Annotated in this window: 12 protein-coding genes and 5 tRNA genes; 5 read left to right on the top strand and 12 right to left on the bottom strand. The window is 41.2% G+C overall.

Annotated elements, in window-relative coordinates; genetic code table 11:
• The first annotated feature begins 304 nt into the window (after nucleotides 1–304).
• Nucleotides 305–1,507, top strand: a complete 1,203-nt coding sequence (locus H5201_RS04830) for an MFS transporter (RefSeq protein WP_149980869.1) — start codon at nucleotides 305–307, stop codon at nucleotides 1,505–1,507.
• A 44-nt stretch (nucleotides 1,508–1,551) separates the two neighbouring features.
• On the opposite strand, the gene H5201_RS04825 is transcribed toward H5201_RS04830, so the two are convergent.
• Together H5201_RS04825 and H5201_RS04820 are read right to left on the bottom strand one after the other, a co-directional pair.
• On the bottom strand, nucleotides 1,552–1,749 hold the full coding sequence (locus H5201_RS04825) for a helix-turn-helix transcriptional regulator (RefSeq protein ID WP_145237509.1): 198 nt from the start codon (nucleotides 1,747–1,749) through the stop codon (nucleotides 1,552–1,554).
• Complete coding sequence (locus H5201_RS04820; protein WP_182717028.1) at nucleotides 1,746–2,180, bottom strand: hypothetical protein; 435 nt, start codon at nucleotides 2,178–2,180, stop codon at nucleotides 1,746–1,748. Before H5201_RS04820 ends, H5201_RS04825 begins: the two co-directional genes overlap by 4 nt.
• A 232-nt stretch (nucleotides 2,181–2,412) precedes the next feature.
• Here H5201_RS04820 and H5201_RS04815 point away from each other — a divergent pair, with 232 nt between their 5' ends.
• The 4 genes from H5201_RS04815 to H5201_RS04800 all read left to right on the top strand — a co-directional run bounded on the left by H5201_RS04815 (nucleotide 2,413) and on the right by H5201_RS04800 (nucleotide 9,997).
• Nucleotides 2,413–5,661 (top strand): winged helix-turn-helix domain-containing protein, encoded by a 3,249-nt coding sequence (locus tag H5201_RS04815; protein ID WP_182783817.1) that lies wholly within the window; start codon nucleotides 2,413–2,415, stop codon nucleotides 5,659–5,661.
• 19 nt (nucleotides 5,662–5,680) lie between these two features.
• Nucleotides 5,681–6,076 (top strand): DP-EP family protein, encoded by a 396-nt coding sequence (locus H5201_RS04810; protein ID WP_182739399.1) that lies wholly within the window; start codon nucleotides 5,681–5,683, stop codon nucleotides 6,074–6,076.
• A 177-nt stretch (nucleotides 6,077–6,253) separates the two neighbouring features.
• Nucleotides 6,254–7,249: a GGDEF domain-containing protein gene (locus H5201_RS04805; protein WP_182783815.1), complete on the top strand. Its 996-nt coding sequence runs from the start codon at nucleotides 6,254–6,256 to the stop codon at nucleotides 7,247–7,249.
• Between the two features lie 225 nt (nucleotides 7,250–7,474).
• Nucleotides 7,475–9,997 carry a TonB-dependent siderophore receptor gene (locus H5201_RS04800; protein WP_182717024.1) on the top strand — a complete coding sequence of 841 codons (2,523 nt, stop codon included), beginning with the start codon at nucleotides 7,475–7,477 and terminating at the stop codon, nucleotides 9,995–9,997.
• Nucleotides 9,998–10,062: 65 nt separating this feature from the next.
• Here H5201_RS04800 and H5201_RS04795 read toward each other — a convergent pair whose 3' ends face one another.
• From H5201_RS04795 to H5201_RS04750, 10 genes are all read right to left on the bottom strand, one after another.
• Nucleotides 10,063–10,980, bottom strand: a complete 918-nt coding sequence (locus tag H5201_RS04795; protein WP_182783813.1) for a lipopolysaccharide assembly protein LapB — start codon at nucleotides 10,978–10,980, stop codon at nucleotides 10,063–10,065.
• Nucleotides 10,981–11,530: 550 nt separating this feature from the next.
• Nucleotides 11,531–12,883 (bottom strand): magnesium transporter, encoded by a 1,353-nt coding sequence (locus H5201_RS04790; protein WP_149980876.1) that lies wholly within the window; start codon nucleotides 12,881–12,883, stop codon nucleotides 11,531–11,533.
• A gap of 121 nt (nucleotides 12,884–13,004) precedes the next feature.
• On the bottom strand, nucleotides 13,005–16,088 hold the full coding sequence (locus tag H5201_RS04785) for an efflux RND transporter permease subunit (RefSeq protein WP_182783811.1): 3,084 nt from the start codon (nucleotides 16,086–16,088) through the stop codon (nucleotides 13,005–13,007).
• Nucleotides 16,085–17,386: an efflux RND transporter periplasmic adaptor subunit gene (locus tag H5201_RS04780; protein ID WP_182717020.1), complete on the bottom strand. Its 1,302-nt coding sequence runs from the start codon at nucleotides 17,384–17,386 to the stop codon at nucleotides 16,085–16,087. The genes H5201_RS04785 and H5201_RS04780 overlap by 4 nt, the downstream gene beginning before the upstream one ends.
• Nucleotides 17,387–17,388: 2 nt before the next feature.
• A complete protein-coding gene (locus H5201_RS04775; protein WP_182717019.1) occupies nucleotides 17,389–18,789 on the bottom strand; it encodes a TolC family protein in 1,401 nt (466 codons plus the stop codon).
• Between the two features lie 413 nt (nucleotides 18,790–19,202).
• Nucleotides 19,203–19,278 (bottom strand) — tRNA-Phe (locus H5201_RS04770).
• Nucleotides 19,279–19,327: 49 nt separating this feature from the next.
• A tRNA-Thr gene (locus tag H5201_RS04765) sits at nucleotides 19,328–19,403 on the bottom strand.
• Nucleotides 19,404–19,461: 58 nt separating this feature from the next.
• A tRNA-Phe gene (locus H5201_RS04760) sits at nucleotides 19,462–19,537 on the bottom strand.
• 49 nt (nucleotides 19,538–19,586) lie between these two features.
• Nucleotides 19,587–19,662 (bottom strand) — tRNA-Thr (locus H5201_RS04755).
• Nucleotides 19,663–19,734: 72 nt separating this feature from the next.
• Nucleotides 19,735–19,810: transfer RNA gene (locus H5201_RS04750), tRNA-Phe, on the bottom strand.
• Nucleotides 19,811–19,918 lie beyond the last annotated feature (108 nt).

Here is a 19,918-nt window from a genome sequence, read left to right as displayed (position 1 = left end):
GCTGTTAGAACACTAAAAACATAAAATAGCCACGACCACTGAAAATTTATTTTTCATCAGCATGACGCTTAATAACCAAGGTGAATATATCAAGTCATTGAAAATTAGAACGTTCCTATTCAGCCAAAAACACTGCAATCTAAAATCGTATTTTCTGCTCTAAATACACTGTTTTTAGTGCAAGACGCTGACTTATTTTTATCATACAATCGCGGTTTAATTGGTTCTTCAAAATTGCAGTTTCCTGCTTTTTATTAAATAAATCATTCATATTTTGTCGTCAGTCTTTTTACAAGGGTTATCTATGTCACCTGAACCTAGCGTCGTGAACAATACGCTAAGCACTACCGCTATTTTGTTAGTACTTGCACTGGGTACTTTTATTTTAGGATTATCGGAATTTTCGATGATGCCGATGCTGCCATTGTTCAGCGAAACATTTGCCTCAACACCAGCACAAAGCGGTTATACCATTAGCGCCTATGCGATTGGCGTAGTGATCGGCGCACCGTTTTTTATGATCACCACAGCAAACATGCGCAAGCGTAATGCTTTGCTATTATTTGTGTCGATGATGTTTATATTTAACGGCTTAAGCGCATTTGCTAATTCGTTAGAGCAGCTTATATTATTTCGCTTTTTAAGTGGTTTACCCCACGGAGCTTATTTTGCTGTTGCCATTTTATTAGCCGCAGATATAGCACCTGCCAATAAACGCGCCAGCTTTATGTCTAAAGTATTTATGGGCCTTACCATAGCAACGATTGTTGGCGTGCCTATGGTTACTTTAGTCGGTCAAAATTTTAGTTGGCGTTATTGTTTAGCGGGCACCGCAGTGCTGGCACTTGTTGCGTTAATTCTAATTGTAAAGTTCATACCAAACACAAAAAATTCAGCCCCTTCGTCGTTATTAAGCGAGTTGAGCGTACTGAAAAATAAGCTGGTTTGGTCAATTTTAGGGATCATTATTGTTGGCTTTGGCGGGGTGTTTTGCATTTATACTTATATTGCCGATACAATTTTAGTGGTCACCCACACACCAGCCTACACTATATCAATTGCAATGGTTATGTTCGGTATTGGTTGTACGCTGGGAAACTATATTTTAGGTAAAGCGGCGGATCATTCGCCCCTTAAAACCACTGGTATAGCACTTGTTGGCGCAATCGTTTTTGCTACAACTTATGTAATGGCAAGCCATAACATTTGGTTACTTTATGCAGTTATATTTTTTATTGGTTTTAGTGTCGGACTTGGCACAGTTATCCAAACTATGTTGATGGATGTATCTCCGCATGGGCACGCAATGATTGGCGCACTTGTACAATGCGCATTCAATACTGCAAATGCAATTGGTCCTTGGGTTGGCGGCTTAGCAATTGCACAAGGCGCGCAACCTAATCAAACCGGCTATGTCGCCGCAGTGTTATTTGCTGGTGGATTTATCATGTGGTTACTGAGTGCATTGCAAATGGGTAAACAAAAACCGCAATTAGTTGCCCCATAAACAGCACTACACTCTGCGTACTTTAAGCACGCAGAGTGTAGAATTTATACCTCTTCATCTTGAAAGATATCTTCAATTTTTAATTTAAATAAACGAGCTGCTTTAAACGCTAATGGTAAACTAGGATCGAACTTGCCTTTTTCGATAGCATTCACCGTTTGCCTTGATACATCAAGTAGCTCTGCTAATTTTGCCTGAGTAAGGTCATGCTCTGCGCGCAATACTTTAAGGCGGTTTTTCATTCTTCGTCCTCAGCGCCAAGTTGTTTATTCATCACTACGACAGACACTAAATAAGTTATCCCCATAAACATCACTAAATGGGAAATCCCTTGTCGAAACGAAATTACCCCGCTCGTTTGTAATACCGAGTATGCTAAACCAAATACTAAACTCCCTCCTAAGGTAATCGCCATCGCATTTAAATGTAACCGTTGCTGCAATTCATCTAAGCCAGCTAAATGGCGTTTATTTGCCATAATCATCATAATACCTGCGAAAACATTAACCATAATTGCCACTATACTAAGTAGCGTGTTCTGCTCGCCCCACAGCAACAATGGCCCGAATGACGCAAGCGCCAAAGTTAAAACCCACGCCAGAGTCCACTTTGCTAAATAAACAGCGTTTAGTTTGTTGCGTTGTTTGAATGTTAATCCTGTTTGTTGTTTCATGCTCTCGCCTTTTTAGTCAAGTAAACTTGACTAAGTATTGTTGAGGCTCACAGAAAAGTCAAGCAAGCTTTACATAAAGTAATGTATAGCAGACATAGCTTGTACCGTGACTGTTTAATAAAGCTTTTTAACGTTTAACTCAGAATATTGTATTAACTTATTGCTTGCAGTAGGATAAAACAAAGCTGTTTAAAGCAACCTCAATTTTAACAATAACAATGATGAGCCCTGCATGCGTAAATCTGTTTTCTTTGTCGGTGAATGGCAAGTAACACCTGCCACCAATAGCTTACGACGAGGTGCGCAAGTCAAACAACTTGAGCCCAAAGCGATGGATGTTTTATTGTTATTATGCGAAAAACAAGGAGAATTAGTTAGCAGTGACGAGATCATTAACCATTGTTGGCGCACTGTTGCGGTGGGCGATAATCCATTGCACAAAGTTATCACGCAATTACGTAAAGCATTTGACGACAAAGCCAGTGATCCGCAATACATAGAGACAATCCGCAAGCGCGGCTACCGCGTTATCGCCAAAATAGAGCTCCCTCTCGATGAAGAACAAAAAGCCAGCCATAGTAAATGGCAAGGCAGCTCACCCTTTGTTGGCTTAAGCGCGTTTACTCCCAATGAAGCCGATGTTTTTTTTGGCCGCAGCAAACAAATAAATACACTATTACAACGGGTATCGGCACAAATAAGTTTTGGCCGTGCTTTTAGCTTATTGCTCGGCTCTAGTGGCTCAGGTAAATCATCTTTAGTCAATGCAGGTATATTACCGGCATTAATGAGTGAATCAGGCTTTGATGGCTTTCGGGTTGAGTCATACTGCCAACTTGATTTTGCTGATATAACTAAAGATCGGTTATTTCTCGATTTAGCCTCTACCCTACTTGATTTAGAAATCAACGACGCCCCGGTGCTTAGTGATATGAGTGCCGACACTTTGAGCGAGTTATTACAAAACGCGCCCGAGCAAGTTATTGAGGGTTGCCAAATGGCTGTAAAGCAAAGCCAAACAGCCCATATAAAACCGTATTTATTTTTATTTATTGACCGCCTTGAAGTATTACTGTCGTCGCCAGTATTTAGCGAGCAAGAGCGCAGCCAGTTTTTAACAATTATAGAGTTACTGGCCACCAGTAACTGCATGATTATATTTAGCGCCTGTCGAAATGACTTTTATCCGCAAGTGGTTAATCAACCTAGCTTAATGGCGGGCAAAGCCAATGGCGCCCATTTTGACTTACTGCCTCCCACTCGCACTGAATTAAAACAGATGATCCGCCTGCCAGCTTTAGCCGCAGGGCTTAGTTGGCAGCTTGACCCTGAGCACCAAACCCCACTGGATGAAATACTCTGTAACGAAACCGCCAATAACCCCGACGCCCTGCCAATGCTGCAATACACTTTGCAACAACTGTACTTACAGCGCAGCGAAGACGATGAGCTATTAGTCTCACAATACCAAGCATTGGGCGGTATTGAAGGCGCGATTGGCCAAAAAGCTGAGCACGTTTTTACACAACTGCCCAAGCAACAACAATCCCAGCTGAGCTTGGTATTATCAAAACTAATTACCCTGCACGCCGATGGCGAAACCCTCACCAGCCGCGCAGCCCGTTGGGATGAACTCACCACCCCGGCACAAACACAACTTGCACAAGCGATGGTCGATAGCCGCTTATTTGTATCGCACCTTAAAAACGAGCAAGCCTGTTTTAGTTTGGCACACGAAGCGCTACTACGTCAGTGGCAACGTGCCATAGACTGGATAAACCACCACCAACAAAGCTTAGCCATTAAAAGTCGCTTGCAAATCGCCACCGAGCGTTGGTTAAACGAGCAAAAACATGCCGACTTTTTATTAGCCCAGGGCAAGCCGTTACAAGAAGCACAAAGCCTGATAAATAACGCTATGTTTACCCTCAGCGCTGCTGAACTGAGCTTAATTAAAGCATCAAACCGCAGGGCAAAACGTAAAAAAACAGTGTTACAAGCCACCGCGGTTGCACTTATTTTACTCAGTTTTATAGCCACCTTTATGAGCGTACGCAGCTACCACGCCGAGCAAGTCGCGCAGCAACAGCGCTTAGAAGCCGAAAGCCTACTTGGTTTTATGGTGGGTGAATTTGCCGATAAACTGCGTAGCGTTAAACGTATGGATTTGCTCGATGGTATTAGCAATAAAGCGCTGGAGTATTTTACTAATCAAGCACAAGATGAAGCATCATTTTTTAGTTTTAACGACCAAAAAGCCGAATTTAACAACCGCTTTCAATACGCGCAAACCCTTGAGGCAATGGGGGAAGTCGCCTATTCCCGCGGTAAAACCAGTGAGGCCTATACCGCGTTTGAAAACGCCCGCACTCGCCTTGAGGCTTTATTAAAAATACAGCCTAATAATTTAGAGTTATTAACGCTTGCGGGTGCCAATGCCTTTTGGTTAGGGCAGCTTCATTATGATAAAAGTGATTACGCTGCCACAGAGCCAATGTTTAAAAAATACCAAGCCTATAGTGAAACAATGTACTCCCTAGCACCCAATGACTTTAACTCCATTATGGAGTTGTCTTATTCACATAACTCTCTCGGCTCGTTATATTTAAAACAATTTAACTATGCTGCTGCAAAACAAAGCTTCACAGAGTCGCTAAATCTTAAAAACAAAGCACTCGAGCTTAAACCCAACAATAAAAACTTATTACGTGATAAAACAGATACAATTAGCTGGCTTGCCAGTACTGATGAGAAATTAGGTAACTTTAATGAAGCATTGGGCATGCTTAATAGCGCTGCTAACGAGCTAGGGACTCTATTGTTACAATACCCAAACGATGCCAGTTTGCACAGTGCTCTTGCTTATCAATATATACAGCAAAGCTATTTATTAAGTTACTTTACTGATAAAAGCGCAGCGTATGAAAAAGCTAAGCTTGCGACTGACTCCATCAACCAAGCTCGTATACAAGACCCTGATAATAATCAAATTCAGCGCTATTATTATAGATTTTTAGCTTTGCAATTAATGTTATCTGATGATAAAAAGGTTAATAGCAAGGTGGATGACATACTAAGCTTTATAGCGCAAGAGGGTTTTAGGAGTACAGAAGTAATTAATACCCAAATAAGCTTGATTGAATATTTTTTACAACGAGGTTTTGAGCCTAAAGCTAGAGCACTTTTAACAGCACTTGAACAAAGTGATGATTATAAAGAACAACTAACTCGATTTGACGAAACTAGCTTTACCTCTATTTTAGTAAAATTATATTTAATTAATGCAAAACTCACTCCAAACGAAGAAAAAAGAAAACAATATTGCCAAAATATACTTATCACTTTAGAGAATAAAAAAAGCAAAAGTATATACTATACCTTCCCACTCATTAAAGCGCATACTTGCTTAAATAGAGACGCCGAGATTACAGGCTTAAAAAACAGCCTAATTAAATTGGGCATCAGTAACTTTGAACTATAACAATCAAAAAGGAAAAAACATGCTTCCAACCTTAACTCCATTTATATTTAACGTGGACATTACTATAAACGACAATGACGAAGCGATCATAACTTACTATGAAAATGACAAAGTAGTTAGCGGTGGTGGCAGCGTTGTAGATGCCAATTCAATTGGCCTTTATATCATTAGAGATAACACGACCAATGACGGCATCACATTCGTTGATGTTGAGTTCTCTGAGGTAGAAGGCTCTGTAGAGCCTTGCCCTAAAGAAGACTTTGCAGGCGCATTAATAAAAGGGGGTAGAGCCATTTGTGTTTATGATTCAAATGAAAATACCGGCCGTACTTGCATGCGTTTTGTAGTAGAACGCGGCGGTAAAACTTACAAAAGCCCGGATCCACAAATTGAAAATAAGAAAGAACCTAACTAAAACAGGCTAATAACGCCTGAATACTTTGCATAGGTTAGTTAAAAACCTGTGCAAATTAAAAAATAAGACAATAAAAATCAACACCTTAAAACCAGAAGATTACCAGAAGGTTTATTTGCACTTTTTTAAGTAAATTTATAGACACCAAAAACGTATAGCAAAGCGTAAGGATCAAACGTGTCTAAGCAAACAAATAATAATAACCAAGCACTTAATACAACACAGCAATCAAAAGCTGCGGGTAAAACATTGTCGACCTGCCTGTCACACATACAGTTTGGCGCATTAATAGAACTATTTAATGGCACTGCCGAAGGTATTTTTGTTATCGATGAACAAGGCACGTTTGAGTTTGTTAATCCGATGGCGGCGCAACTTTTAGGTGACTCACAACAATCGTTAATTGGCCAAAGCTTACTGCCGTTTTTGCACGAAACAGATCGTGACAAATACATGTACACGTTATTAAACTGGCTTGATATAAAAGACACCCGCCTTAACTTTGGCCCAAATGAAGTTAAAATAAATAAATTAGATGGCAGTATAATTGAAGCCGATTTATCTATTTCTAACATGCCACAAAGCATTGCCTGTGCACAAAAGCTATACGTTTGTGTATTACATGATTTAAGTGCACACAAAGCAGTATTTAATCAATTAAAAATACAAGCATCGACTGATCACTTAACCGGCCTTGCTAACCGTTTTATGCTTGATGAGTCATTAAATAAATTTTGGGCAGAGAGTATTCAAAGCCACCAGCCTTTGAGCACAATACTGATTGATGTTGATTATTTTAAAAAGTTTAATGACAACTATGGCCATATAAAAGGTGATAAATGCTTACAAAAAATAGCCAAGGTTATTTTGCAATGTATACCATCAAGAGATTGTTTAGCCGCTCGCTATGGCGGTGAAGAATTTGCTGTTATTCTGCCACGTTGCAACCGTGATAGTGCCGCAGTTGTTGCCAGACATATTCAACAACAAATTAATGCGATGTCATTTACTGATATTGGCCTACCGCCAGAAGTTAAAGTAAGTGTGAGCCAAGGTATTGCCTGCGAATTTGATAACCAATACCGCACCTGCGAAGCGCTAATATGTGCCGCTGATACGGCTTTATATAGAGCAAAATCTGACGGCAGAAATAAAATTAGTATTAGTGCTTAATACGCTATAACGGTAAATCATTTGTCTATAAGTTACAGCTCGCTATTACTTTTTGCAGACAGAACTGCAACTTGTAAATAAAACACACTAACAGTTACATAAGACGCAAAATATTAACAATTAAGGTACATTGCTACTATGGTATTCTGATCTATTCTTTGTTGAGTAAACATTTTATTAGTAAAATGTTGTTGGTTAAAATCAACATACTCAAGGGATTACTATATGGCTAACTTAAAAAAACTGCCCCTACATTTAGCAATATGCAGTACATTTGCTTTTCAAGTAAGTGCCATTGCAGCAGAGCAACCAACTAGCGAAAACGAAGTAAAAGATATTGAAGTTATTTCGGTCACCGGCACACGTCGTAGTTTACGCAGCCTGTCGGAAAGTACAGTTCCTGTAGACTTGCTAACCAGTCGTGATCTGGCAACCACAGGCCAACTAGAAATAAGCCAAGTGCTTGCAGCCCAATTACCTAGCTTTAACTACCCAAGTGCAACCCTCGCTGATGGTACTGACCATGCAAAACCTGCAGTATTAAGAGGCCTAGCTCCCGATCACACCTTAGTACTTGTCAATGGTAAACGCCGTCACTCAGGTGCTTTATTGAATTTAGGTGGCACAGTTGGCCGCGGCTCTACGGCTGTTGATTTAAATAATATTCCAACCTCTGCGATTAAGCGCGTCGAAGTACTGCGTGATGGTGCAGCGGCTCAATATGGCTCAGATGCCATTGCTGGTGTGATCAATATTGTACTCAAAGATGCCGATGAAGGCGGTAGTGTAAGCTACACCTATGGTGAGTACGACACACAAATGGCGGGCTCTCCTCAGTTACTCAGCACCAGTGCTGATGCGCAAGGTAATTTAAGCTTTGCCAAAGGCGAAGACCGTAAAGTAAACGATGGTATTACCCGAACTGCAAGTGCCAATGCGGGCTTTTCGCTAAGCGAGAATGGCTTTATCAATATCTCAATTGAAACCCGTAACAACGAGCCAACTAACCGCTCAGGTATTGATGAGCGAGAACAATATAATCGTGATGAAAATGGCGCGCTTGATCCAAAAGAGCTGACGTTTGACCGTTATAATCACCGCTTTGGTAAAGCCGATGTTGAAGATATCGCGCTATTTTATAATCTTGGCTACGACTTTAGTGATGACTTATCACTTTACTCTTTTGCCAGTTATTCAAATCGTAAAGGTAACTCAGGCGGTTTCTATCGTCGTGCCAAAGACAACCGTAATTTGCCAAGCGTTTATCCAGATGGGTTTTTACCAAACATTGACACTGATGTTGACGACTATTCGTTTGCTATCGGTTTAAATGGGGTTAGTAATGATTGGACATGGGATATCAGCACTAATTATGGTCGCAATGATTTTGCCTTAGGTGTTAGCAATAGCATCAATACCTCTATGGGTGCTAACAGTCCGACAGAGTTTGATAATGGCGCATTAGTGTATGAACAATTCCTTGTTAACATGGATGCCAGCAATAGCTTTGACTTAGGCTTACCTGATGACGTGTTTGTTACCATTGGTACTGAATATCGCCATGAAAACTACCAAATCAAAGCCGGTGAACAAGCTTCGTATTTAACGGTACTTGATGCACAAGGCGTACCTGTTGCCGCCGGTGGTGCACAAGTTTTATCAGGTTTTTCACCGGATAGTGCAACTGATAAAAGCCGCCATAACATTGCTCTATTTGCTGAATTTGATACCTACCTCACTGAAAATTGGAATGCTGTGCTAGCAGGTCGATTTGAAGACTATAGTGACTTTGGCAGTACTTTTACAGCGAAACTTGCCAGCCGCTATAGCATTACTCCTTCATTATCGTTACGTGGTGCTATCAGTAGTGGTTTTAGAGCACCGTCTCTTGCACAAACGTCTTATAAATCAGTCAGCACTGTATTTGAAAATGGCGTACCTAGAGAAGTCGGATTATTTCCAAGTAGTGAGCCTGCTGCCAAAGCGCTTGGCGCAAAAGATTTAGACGCTGAAGAGTCTGTCAATATGACCGCTGGTTTTATCTTCACAGAAGGTAATTTTAGCTTCACGCTTGATGCTTATCGTATCGATATTGATGATCGCATTGTGCTTTCTGAAAACTTAGAAGGCCCTGCTGTTGAAGCTATTTTACAACAAGCCGCTGAGCTTAATACCCAAAGTGTGCGCTACTTTACCAATGCTATCGATTCGCGTACTCAAGGGGTAGATATTGTTGCCACCTATTTACTTGGTTTAGCTGACTATGGTGACTTACGCTTAAGTGCCGCTGTAAACTTTAACGATACAGAAGTTACTCATGTGAAAGACAATCCACCGGAACTGGAAGCGTTAGGTGATGAATATCAATACTTTGCACGACGTGAAATTTCTCGATTCGAAAAAGGCACACCAGCAGATAAATGGAACCTGTCTGCAACATGGGATTATGAAAATATTCAAACCACGCTTCGTGCAACACGCTATGGTGAAGTAGTTGATACCTCAAGTAGTGCTGAGGGTGATGAGCTTCTAAAAGCAAAGTGGCTCACCGATATTGAAGTGGCATATCGTCCAACTGAGCAATGGAAACTTGCTTTAGGTGCTAATAATCTATTTGATCAGTACCCGCAAGATACGGTAAGTAATATTGGTTATAGTGATTTTAACCAAATTTTCACTTACAGCGGGTTCACGCCATATAGTTTAGATGGCCGCTTTGTTTATGCGAATGTAGCGTTTAGCTTTTAATTAAACAAATAACTACGGCCCATATAAATATGGGCCGTCTTATCGAGGGTGCATAGTTACAATCGCTACAAAGTTAAGGCTTTAGCTAATTGTTCATAGACTATTTTATGGTTACGATTTAAGTCACTCACTTTAACCGCTTTAAACCACTTAATGGCCTGCTGATTATCTTTTGCTTGCCAGCATATTTCTGCCAGCCTTAATGTATGCGAAGCTTTGGTAATATCATCGCTGCCATCGATCATATAACTTAACGAGTCAACATAATACTTAATGGCAAGGTCATACTGTCCGAGCAATTGATATGTACGCGCTAAATTCCCTTGTGCAACAATAATTTTGCCTTGATGCTGAGTTGGAAGTATCCGATCGAGTGCTTTTTTTCTACTATCTCTGGCATTTTCTAAATCGCCAAAAGCATGATAAATATTTGCTTTATTGGAATGTAATTCAAAATTAAAAATTGGGTCTTTACTCTTGCCAAACTTTCGTTCGGTTTTGAGTAGCATTTGAAAAGCGGATTCTTTATTACCAAAAACATACTGCAAATTGGCTAACTCAAGCATTCGCATTGGATCTGCAAACGCGTCGTACATCAACTGTATATCTGTAAGAGCCTTATTAGCATATATTTTTGCACGCTCAATATCCCCATAATAACGTAAGGCTTTGGCGTAATAAAAGTAAGCTTGGACTTTAAATACTTCAGGTAGATCATCTCGTTCTGCGAATGGCTCTACAATGGTTTTTAAGGTTTCATAATCACTTTTATCGTAATAATAATCAAATAAGTAAGACTTGGCTTTATACCACCGAGTTGAATGTAGCCCTGATTGCTCTATACGTTCATTGATATAAACTAAGCAGTCTTTCTCTGGCTGCTGTAAGCAGAATTGTTCGTGATCACTAAAGTGTTCAGACGCATTAGCTAGCGTAGAGAAAATAAAGATAAAAATAGCGATTATTAAGTGATTTTTTATCATAAAATTTAAGCAAACGCTTAATGCTGTAAAGGATATACATAGATTAAAACATATTTGCATAAAATTATTAACAAATATTACGCACTAGCAGAGCATGATGAACAAAAAGTGGGATAAAAAACTGGCTTGGCAATTACAAAAATATTTTATAATTGCCTAAGTATTTGAAAAGTATATTTATATACCTTTACTGATGGCACTAAATAACTAGCCGCACAGCAGTGTTTTTGTATGCTAAATTAAGCTGCTTTTTTCAGCGCTTTTTTAAGCTTACCTATTTTGGCTTTTTGTTTTGCGACTTTATCTTTACGAGCGCTGATTTCTTTTTTAATCGATTTTACTTCTTTACTGATTGCTTTAGCTGGTTTCTTTGAAATTGAGTATTTCCTTTTTAATTATGTAGCTCGCAACTGCGAGAGTTGTACTTTATGATAAAAAAGAACCAGATGATACGCGCCAACCAGTTCTTCACTAAAGGTTCACACAACAGAAATAAAACTGAAATTAATCAAATACCTGTAAAAGTTATCATACTGCGTACACTAAAATACTAAAGTAGTAATAAACTACCTAACCCTAAGAAAGTGACAAAGCCAACGATATCGGTCACTGTTGTCAAGATTACTGAACCTGACAGTGCTGGGTCGATTTTCATTTTATCTAAAATCGAAGGGATCACCACGCCAGACAAAGAGGCTGCAATTAAATTAAGCAAAATAGCCACTGTAATAGTGATACTGAGCATCACATCACTAAACCAGAAATAGGTAAGCACACCAATTACCATAGCCCACACACAGCCATTTACAGCCCCTACCCTAAGCTCTTTTTTAAGTAACGCCTTACGGTTTGAGTCGGTTACCTGACCAAGCGCTAAACCGCGCACGATTACGGTAAGTGTTTGACTACCGGCAATACCGCCCATTGATGCAACTACCGGCATTAATACTGCCAATGCAACTACTTGCTCAATGGTTGCGCCAAATAATCCAATAAACCAGGATGCTAAAAATGCGGTTGCTAAATTAATGCCTAACCAAATACCACGGTTTTTCGCACTTTTTCGTACGCTGGCAAATAGATCTTCATCTTCACGTAAACCACCCGCTTTTGCCGCCGCTTCATCGGTGACCTCTTGGCGTAATTCATAAGCTGAGGTAACTTTTAATCGCCCCAGTAACTTGTTATCGACATTGACAACGGGCATTGCCATTTTTTCACTGTGGATCACCACTTCCGCGGCTTCGTATAAATCATCGTCAGCATGCAGTGAGGTGATATCGTGATCAGCAAAACTTAATAAGGTATCTGAATCCTTAGCTTTAAATAACGTGTTAACCGATACCTCACCAATTAGCGTACCTTTGCGGCTTACTAAATAAATAACCTCGGTATATTGCGGTAAGCCTTTTTGCAGGATTTTTCGTGCGCCACCGACCGTTAGTTTGTCTGAAACCTTAAGTGAATCAAAATCAAGCCAATGACCCAATTGCTCAGGGTTATATTGCTGCGCTAATTCATATTGCTTGGTTTGTACTTCATCAAGTTGACGGCGAGCGTATTCAACAAAGCGCTCAGGGATCACTTCTTCAAGTTCAAGTAACTCAGCAACGCTTACTTCATCAAGTAATTTAAAACCGTCATCTTCATCGAGTGTTTGTAATAGCCAACGACAGCTATCGGCGCCTAAATTAATGAATATTTCGTGCTGGGTGTCTTCATCTAATAATTGCCAAATATCAATACGCTGATCTTTTGGTAAGGCTTCAAATAATAACGATAAATGTTCTGTCGAGAGTATTTCTTTGGCGTCAGCTAACAGCTTATTTTTACGCTCTGTAGTATCACATTGTAAAAGCTCATCAATAAGCTGTGGGAGTTGATCAATCGGGTATTCAATCATGTTGAAGCCTTTGAATTTAACTACTTTGTGTTTAGTTTACCTCAGCTTGAAAAAATAGTTTGAGAAATTTTGCATCGTATTTCGTATTCCCCACAGCCTAATTAGCTGTGGGGAAAGTTGTTTATTTAAACCAGCCTTGCAAGCGTTCCATCAACAAGTAATTCACTGGCACCAACAACAAGGTGATAAAGGTTGCAAAAATAATCCCAAAGCCAAGGCTCACCGCCATCGGGATCAAAAATTGCGCTTGTGTCGCCTTCTCAAACAGCAGCGGCATTAAGCCTATAAAGGTGGTTAAGCTGGTTAGCATTACAGGGCGAAAACGTGATGCGCCCGCCATTTTTACCGCCTCCAGTAAATCACCACCTTCACTGCGTTTTTTATTTATAAAATCAACCAATACCAGTGAATCATTCACCACTACGCCAATCAGCGCTAGCATGCCGAGTAAGCTCATAATGGTCAGTTCCATGCCCATGATCCAATGTCCAATAACTGCGCCTATCATGCCAAATGGGATCACACTCATAACGATTAATGGCTGCAAGTAAGATTTAAATGGAATTGCTAATAAGCCATAAATAATGAAAAACACAAAGACCAATGCCCACGCGAGTGAACCAAATGATTCCCGCTGCTCTTTAGCTTCACCCTCAAGTGAGTGGCTTACTCCTGGGTATTGCTGTACAAGTTCATCTAAATACTCTTTTAAATCAGCTTGTAGCACCGTCATATTGGTGTTTTGTTTTTCAATATCAGCAGTCACATTTAAAGTACGGTAGCGATCAATGCGATTAATCGACGAAGGGCTTTGTCCCGGCACCAGCTTAGCTACATGCGATAAAGGCACTGTGCCGCCATCGGGTAGATTAATTAAAATATCTTTTAGATCCGCCACTGAGCGGCGTTCTTCAATTGGTAAACGCACCATTACTCGCACATCATCGCGACCACGTTGAATGCGCTGTGCTTGTGCACCAAAAAATGAATTACGCACTTGTTGCGATACATCAACACGATTCAACCCCAGTGCTAGGCCTTGCTCTGTTAGCTCTATTTGTAGCTCTTCTTTGCCATCGGACATACTATCAGCAATATCAAATACCGTTGGGTATGTCGCTAACCGCGCTTTGACATGATCAGCCACTTCTTGCAATGTGGTGAGTGAGGTTGCACTCAGTTGTACGTCAATCGGATCTGAACTGCGGCCAATTTCGGCTCTAAAGGTTAAGCTCTCTGCACCCGGTATTATACCAATTAAATCGCGCCATTCACTGGCAAGCTCGCGCGAGCCAATATCAGAGTCGCGGCTTTCAGCGGGTGTTATTTCAAAACGAACACTGCCGGAATTAGACGCACCACCGCGCCCGCCTGTGGTGGCGAGTATATTTAAAATAACACTTTCACCTGTATCTTCATCGCGGTACTTATCTTGTAATTGGCGTGCTTTATCCGACATATCAATGACATATTTATTAGTCACTTCAAACGGTGTGCCCGTTGGCAAGGTTAAGTTAACTCGAACCGTTTCACTTGGAATACGTGGGAAGAAAATAAACTTAGTCCAACCACTGGTGATCATGGTTAAAATGATCAAGAAAATACCAACAAACAAGCTCACCGTTGCTAGTTTATGCCGTAAAGCGAGGTTTAAAATGGGCTGATAGTATTTTAAGATTGCATGCTCAAAACCATCAGCAAAACGTTGTTGGAACTTATCAAATTTTGAGGGCTCGCCTTTTTGATGACGTAATTTGATGTACTTTAAATGCGCTGGTAACACGAACTTAGACTCAATTAACGAGAATAATAGCACGGGGATCACCACCACTGGAATTTGCGCAAATAACGCGCCACGGCCACCTTCAATAAACGCCAAAGGTAAAAAGGCCGCGACTGTGGTTAAAACCCCAAACGTTACCGGCGTTGCCACTTCTTGGGTACCACGAATAGCCGCTTGTTCACCTGATTCAGCCGTTTTTAAATGAGTATAAACATTTTCACCAGTAACAATGGCATCATCAACAACAATTCCCAGTACTAAAATAAAACCAAATAAGCTCATAATGTTCAGTGTTACACCAAAGAATGGCATCGCTAAAAAAGCCCCCATAAACGATACTGGAATACCAATGAACACCCAGAATGCGATGGCCGGTCGTAAAAATAACGTCAGTAAAGCCAACACTAAAATGCCGCCTTGTAAGGCATTAGTGGTAAGCGTGGCAATACGACTTTTAACCAGTTCTGAATCATCATCCCAGTAACTCAGCTCAAACCCCATCGGCAGATTTGTTTGCTGGTTTTCAATGAATTCTTTAACCTCATCCGCCACGGTAATAGCACTTTGCGGGCCGATTCGGTACACATCAATAAACGCGGCTTGTTTACCATTAAAGCGGGTGCGCACTGGGGTTTCTTCAAAGTCATCGCTAATTTTAGCAATATCTCCAAGGCGAATTATGGTGCCATCGCTTTGGTGTTTTACTACAACTTGGGCAAATTCGTCTTTACGGTAAGCTTGGCCTTTAGAGCGAATGAGTACGTCGCCGCCTTCGGTTTTTAAATTCCCCGCAGAAATGTCTGAGCTCGAATTGCTAATGGCCCGTGAAATATCACTTAAACTTAAACTATATTGGCGTAATGTATCTTGACTGACTTCAATGGCTAACTCGTAATCGCGCACGCCACTTAGTTCAACCTGCGTCACGCTCGGTAAACGTAGTAATTGATCTCGTACTTGCTCGGCGTATTCGCGGGTTTCTTTTTCGCCGTAATCGCTGGCAACGGTGACTGCAATGACTTCGCGCTTGCGCTCTGCAAGAGCTACAACGGGCTTTTCGGCATCAACAGGAAAGGTATTGATCGCATCAACCCGGCTTTTTATATCGGCTAATAACTCCCGCGGATCATAACCGCTTTCAACTTCGATGCTAACCGAGGCAGAGCCTTCTGAGGAGCGACTTGAGATCTGCTTGATCCCTTCTAAATCTTGCACTGACTCTTCAATTCGAATCGTCACCCCTTGCTCTACATCTTCTGGCGTTGAGCCACGTAATGATACGCTAACGCTAATGCGATCGGTTTCAAATGAAGGAAATACTTCAAGCGGTATTTGCGTAGTTAAACTAAATAGACCCGCAAATACAATGCTGATCAGCAATAAATTAGCTGCAACATGATTTTTGGTAAACCAAGCTATCATGGTTTATCTCCTTGCGATCTTGCTGCGCGGCGTTTTTCAACTAACTGCTCAACAGTAATACCCTGTTTCTTAGCCATCTCTTCTAGCTGCTCACGACTTGGGCGCTGTTTTTTCACAGGTTCTGTCGAGGTTGCGGGTTCACCCATTACTTTAACTCGCGTACCCGAGCTCACCTGACCAAGCGGTGTGAGTACCAACTGTTCACCAGCCGTTAAACCACTGGCAATAATTCCTTGCGTGGCGTTTTGCCATGCTAAGCTAATCTCTTTACGCTTAAGTACGCCTTGCTCAACAACATACACATAGCTGCCTTGATAAATGGTGCTGTTAGGAATAACCAATACATCGTTTACCTGTTTACCGCTGATCTGCGCTTTAATATATTGCCCTATCTTAATTGGGTATTGGTTTTGCGCTGTTGCTTTGTATGGATCATTAATTTGTGCCACCACGTACAGTTGTTGGGCGCTTTCATCAATAGCTCCTTCGGTACGCGAAATTTGCCCAAGCCAACTTTGCTTGCCGACTAAGTCTGAAGTGAAATGCACCGCTGATCCAAGTGCATTTTTTTGCCCATCACGATATTGCTCTGGTAAGTTTATAAATGGCAAATCTTTATTTTTGATTGGCAGACGAATTTCCACACTATCAATGGCATAAATCGTTGCAAGCTGAGTATTATTAGACACCACTTGGCCTAGATCAACACTGCGACTGAGTACACGACCGGCATAAGGAGCTGTAATTTTAGTACGCTCTAAATCAAGTTCAGCTTTTTCAAGTTGCGCTTGAGCTGACAACACTTGTGCTTGCGCTGCGGCTAATTGTGGTTCGCGCAACACTAAGTTACTCGCTTGTGCACCATTACCTAAACGCTGCCAGTCAACCAAAGCTTGACGTCCTCGCGCTTGCTCTTCTTGTAAGCCCTGTTGCGCAGTTAATAAGTTTGCTTGTGCGGCTTTTACTTCAGCGCGGTGATCCCTATCATCAAGTTGCAGTAACACATCCCCTTTTTCAAAAAAGCCCCCTTCGCGAAACTGCTCACTAACCGCAATGATTTGCCCCGATGCTTGAGCAACTAAGCCACTTTGCGTACGTGGTTTTACGGTGCCAAAACTATCAATCATCACTTGGTATGATTGCGGTGTTAGTAACTGCACTGCCACACTAATTTGTGCTTTAGGTGGCGCTGCAAAACGATTAGCTTGCGGCGGGTTACCTTGAATGAACATAACGATTGCTGCGGTTGCTGCAATCACTACGGCTGGGATCAATATTTTTCTGGTTTTTAAGTTCATAGTTATTGCTCTGTTGATGCGTTGGTTGGCTGTGAAAAATCGCCACCAAGGGCAATATGAAGATTTATACGGTTAATAATAAGTTGGTTTTTAATTTCGATGACTGAGCTTTGTGCATCAAAAGAGCGGTCTTGTGCATCTAATACGGTGGTGTAAGTGACTAAACCACTTTGATATTGCTCAAATGATAATTGCTCTGCTGCAATAGCATTTTCTTGCGCTTTAAGCGTAGCCTGGTAGCGCTGTTGTAATGACTGCTCTTGCGAAATAGCTTGTTCAACATCATTAAATGCATCATACAAACTCGCTAAATAATTTTGCTCTTGGCTTAGCACTGCTAACCGCGCAGCTTCCTCGTTTGCTTTTAGTCTACCTGCATCAAACAGCGGCATAGAAATGCTACCAACCAACGACCATGCCAGGCTCGACGGAGAAAACAAGTCGCTTACTCGGTCTGTGCTATCACCTAACGTTGCTGATAAATCTAAGCTGGGAAAACGTTGTTTATGGGCATAGGCCAAATTAGCATCGGTACTTAACAGTTGATACCAACTGGCCATTAAACTTGGTTTACGGGTGATCAATTCTGACGGTAAACCTAATGGAATAGGTTTATCTAATAATGGTAGCTCGGCCTCGACAGTTAAGGCGCCTTTTGGATAATCTCCAGTTAGCCGTTCAAGTGTTCGAATAGCTTGATTTAATGTCGCTTTTTGCCCGGCAATTCGCGAGCGTTCAGTATTTAGTTCATTACGCGTTAAATACACATCTAACGCATCATTTAAACCTTGGCGATAACCCGATTCAATAATTGCCAAATTTTGCTCAGCGTTTTTTTCACGCTGTTGATACAGTGCCAATAGCTTTTGCGCACTGATGACATTAAACCAGCCGCTGACTACATCGCCTACTAAGCGCTGCTTACTTTGCTCAAAATTGGCTTGCTCTGCTAAAAATTCAAGGTTAGCTTGACGCTGCGCATCAGATAGCTTGCCCCATAGATCAATTTCGTAGCTGAGGGTTAAATTTGCCGAACTGGCATTATTGTAGCTAACAGGGCGATTATCTTTGCTGCGATTCGTCCGCGAAGATAAATCCAAGCTCGGCCACAACGCGGCGCCTGTGGCAATTAGCTGCTGCTGTTTAATAGCAACATCATAACCGGACTGCAAAATTTGCTGGTTATTTGCTAATGCCTGTTCAACTAGAAAAAAAACTTGTGGGTTTTCTAGCTGCTGCAGCCAATTATCTTCAACCTTTAATGCAGACGTAGTCGCTTGTTGCCAAAGCTCTGGGGTATTTGCGATATCTTGCGCACGTTCAGTAGGATTGAGCTGATTGCTGCATGCACTGAGCAGCAACACACTCACCGCCACTAAACTCGGCTTAAGTTGCCAAATCATATAAAAACCTGAATTACTGCTATTTATGAGTGTAATTCAAGCACCAGTGCAGCAATAGCTCAACTGACTTTACATAACATTACACATGCTTAAAGGAAACAGCGGTGAAGCGCAGGTTTTGTGGGATTAAAGGTGAAAGGTGAATTAGAAAACTCAACCGAGTACTTGGCAAACTTTACTTGTGCTAATTTTCTCTAAAAAAAAAGCCCCGCATTTTCATGCAGGGCTTTAATATAAATGGTGCACTGAGGCGGCAAAAAATTGTCTGGAACAATTTTTAACGTCCGAAGGATGGCCCGTAGGGCAAAATACAGGGAAGCATTTTGTAATCGAACGTAGTTCGAGGCCGCTTATGTTTTAACTTAAATAAAAACAAAAAAGCCCCGCATTTTCATGCAGGGCTTTAGTATAAATGGTGCCTCGACGCGGAATCGAACCACGGACACGAGGATTTTCAATCCTCTGCTCTACCGACTGAGCTATCGAGGCACATCAACTGTGCTGATTTATTGTTAACCTAACAATAAATCTAAATAAATGGTGCCGACTAACCGAGTCGAACGGTTGACCTACTGATTACAAGTCAGTTGCTCTACCAGCTGAGCTAAGTCGGCACACTAAACTGTGTGCTAAGGCACGTTTCAATTTTAAAGATTGATAACTTTTAATAAATGGTGCCTCGACGCGGAATCGAACCACGGACACGAGGATTTTCAATCCTCTGCTCTACCGACTGAGCTATCGAGGCACTTAAACAGTGCTAATTAAATGTTTTTAAAACATTTAATTTAAATAAATGGTGCCGACTAACCGAGTCGAACGGTTGACCTACTGATTACAAGTCAGTTGCTCTACCAGCTGAGCTAAGTCGGCACACTAAACTGTGTGCTAAGGCACGCATAATAATGTTTTAATCATTTGATTTAAACACCATTATTTAAATAATGGTGCCCAGAGGCGGAATCGAACCACCGACACGAGGATTTTCAATCCTCTGCTCTACCGACTGAGCTATCTGGGCAATTTCAGTATTAATAAAAAATCACAAAGGATTTTCAATGCAATTCCCACTTAGCTCTACTGACTGAGCTATCTGGGCAATTTCAGTATTAATAAAAAATCACAAAGG

The sequence above is a fragment of the Pseudoalteromonas sp. SG43-6 genome (assembly GCF_014164365.1).
GTDB classification, from domain to species: Bacteria; Pseudomonadota; Gammaproteobacteria; order Enterobacterales; family Alteromonadaceae; genus Pseudoalteromonas; species Pseudoalteromonas rhizosphaerae.
This window is presented reverse-complemented; position numbering and strand designations above follow the sequence as displayed.

Bases quoted from the DNA above. Each gene is read 5' to 3' on its own strand.
- H5201_RS04790 (WP_149980876.1), bottom strand. From the start codon at position 12,883: ATGATTGAATACCCGATTGATCAACTCCCACAGCTTATTGATGAGCTT.
- H5201_RS04820 (WP_182717028.1), bottom strand. From the start codon at position 2,180: ATGAAACAACAAACAGGATTAACATTCAAACAACGCAACAAACTAAAC.
- H5201_RS04815 (WP_182783817.1), top strand. From the start codon at position 2,413: ATGCGTAAATCTGTTTTCTTTGTCGGTGAATGGCAAGTAACACCTGCC.
- H5201_RS04825 (WP_145237509.1), bottom strand. From the start codon at position 1,749: ATGAAAAACCGCCTTAAAGTATTGCGCGCAGAGCATGACCTTACTCAG.
- H5201_RS04775 (WP_182717019.1), bottom strand. From the start codon at position 18,789: ATGATTTGGCAACTTAAGCCGAGTTTAGTGGCGGTGAGTGTGTTGCTG.
- H5201_RS04795 (WP_182783813.1), bottom strand. From the start codon at position 10,980: ATGATAAAAAATCACTTAATAATCGCTATTTTTATCTTTATTTTCTCT.
- H5201_RS04830 (WP_149980869.1), top strand. From the start codon at position 305: ATGTCACCTGAACCTAGCGTCGTGAACAATACGCTAAGCACTACCGCT.
- H5201_RS04800 (WP_182717024.1), top strand. From the start codon at position 7,475: ATGGCTAACTTAAAAAAACTGCCCCTACATTTAGCAATATGCAGTACA.
- H5201_RS04810 (WP_182739399.1), top strand. From the start codon at position 5,681: ATGCTTCCAACCTTAACTCCATTTATATTTAACGTGGACATTACTATA.
- H5201_RS04780 (WP_182717020.1), bottom strand. From the start codon at position 17,386: ATGAACTTAAAAACCAGAAAAATATTGATCCCAGCCGTAGTGATTGCA.
- H5201_RS04785 (WP_182783811.1), bottom strand. From the start codon at position 16,088: ATGATAGCTTGGTTTACCAAAAATCATGTTGCAGCTAATTTATTGCTG.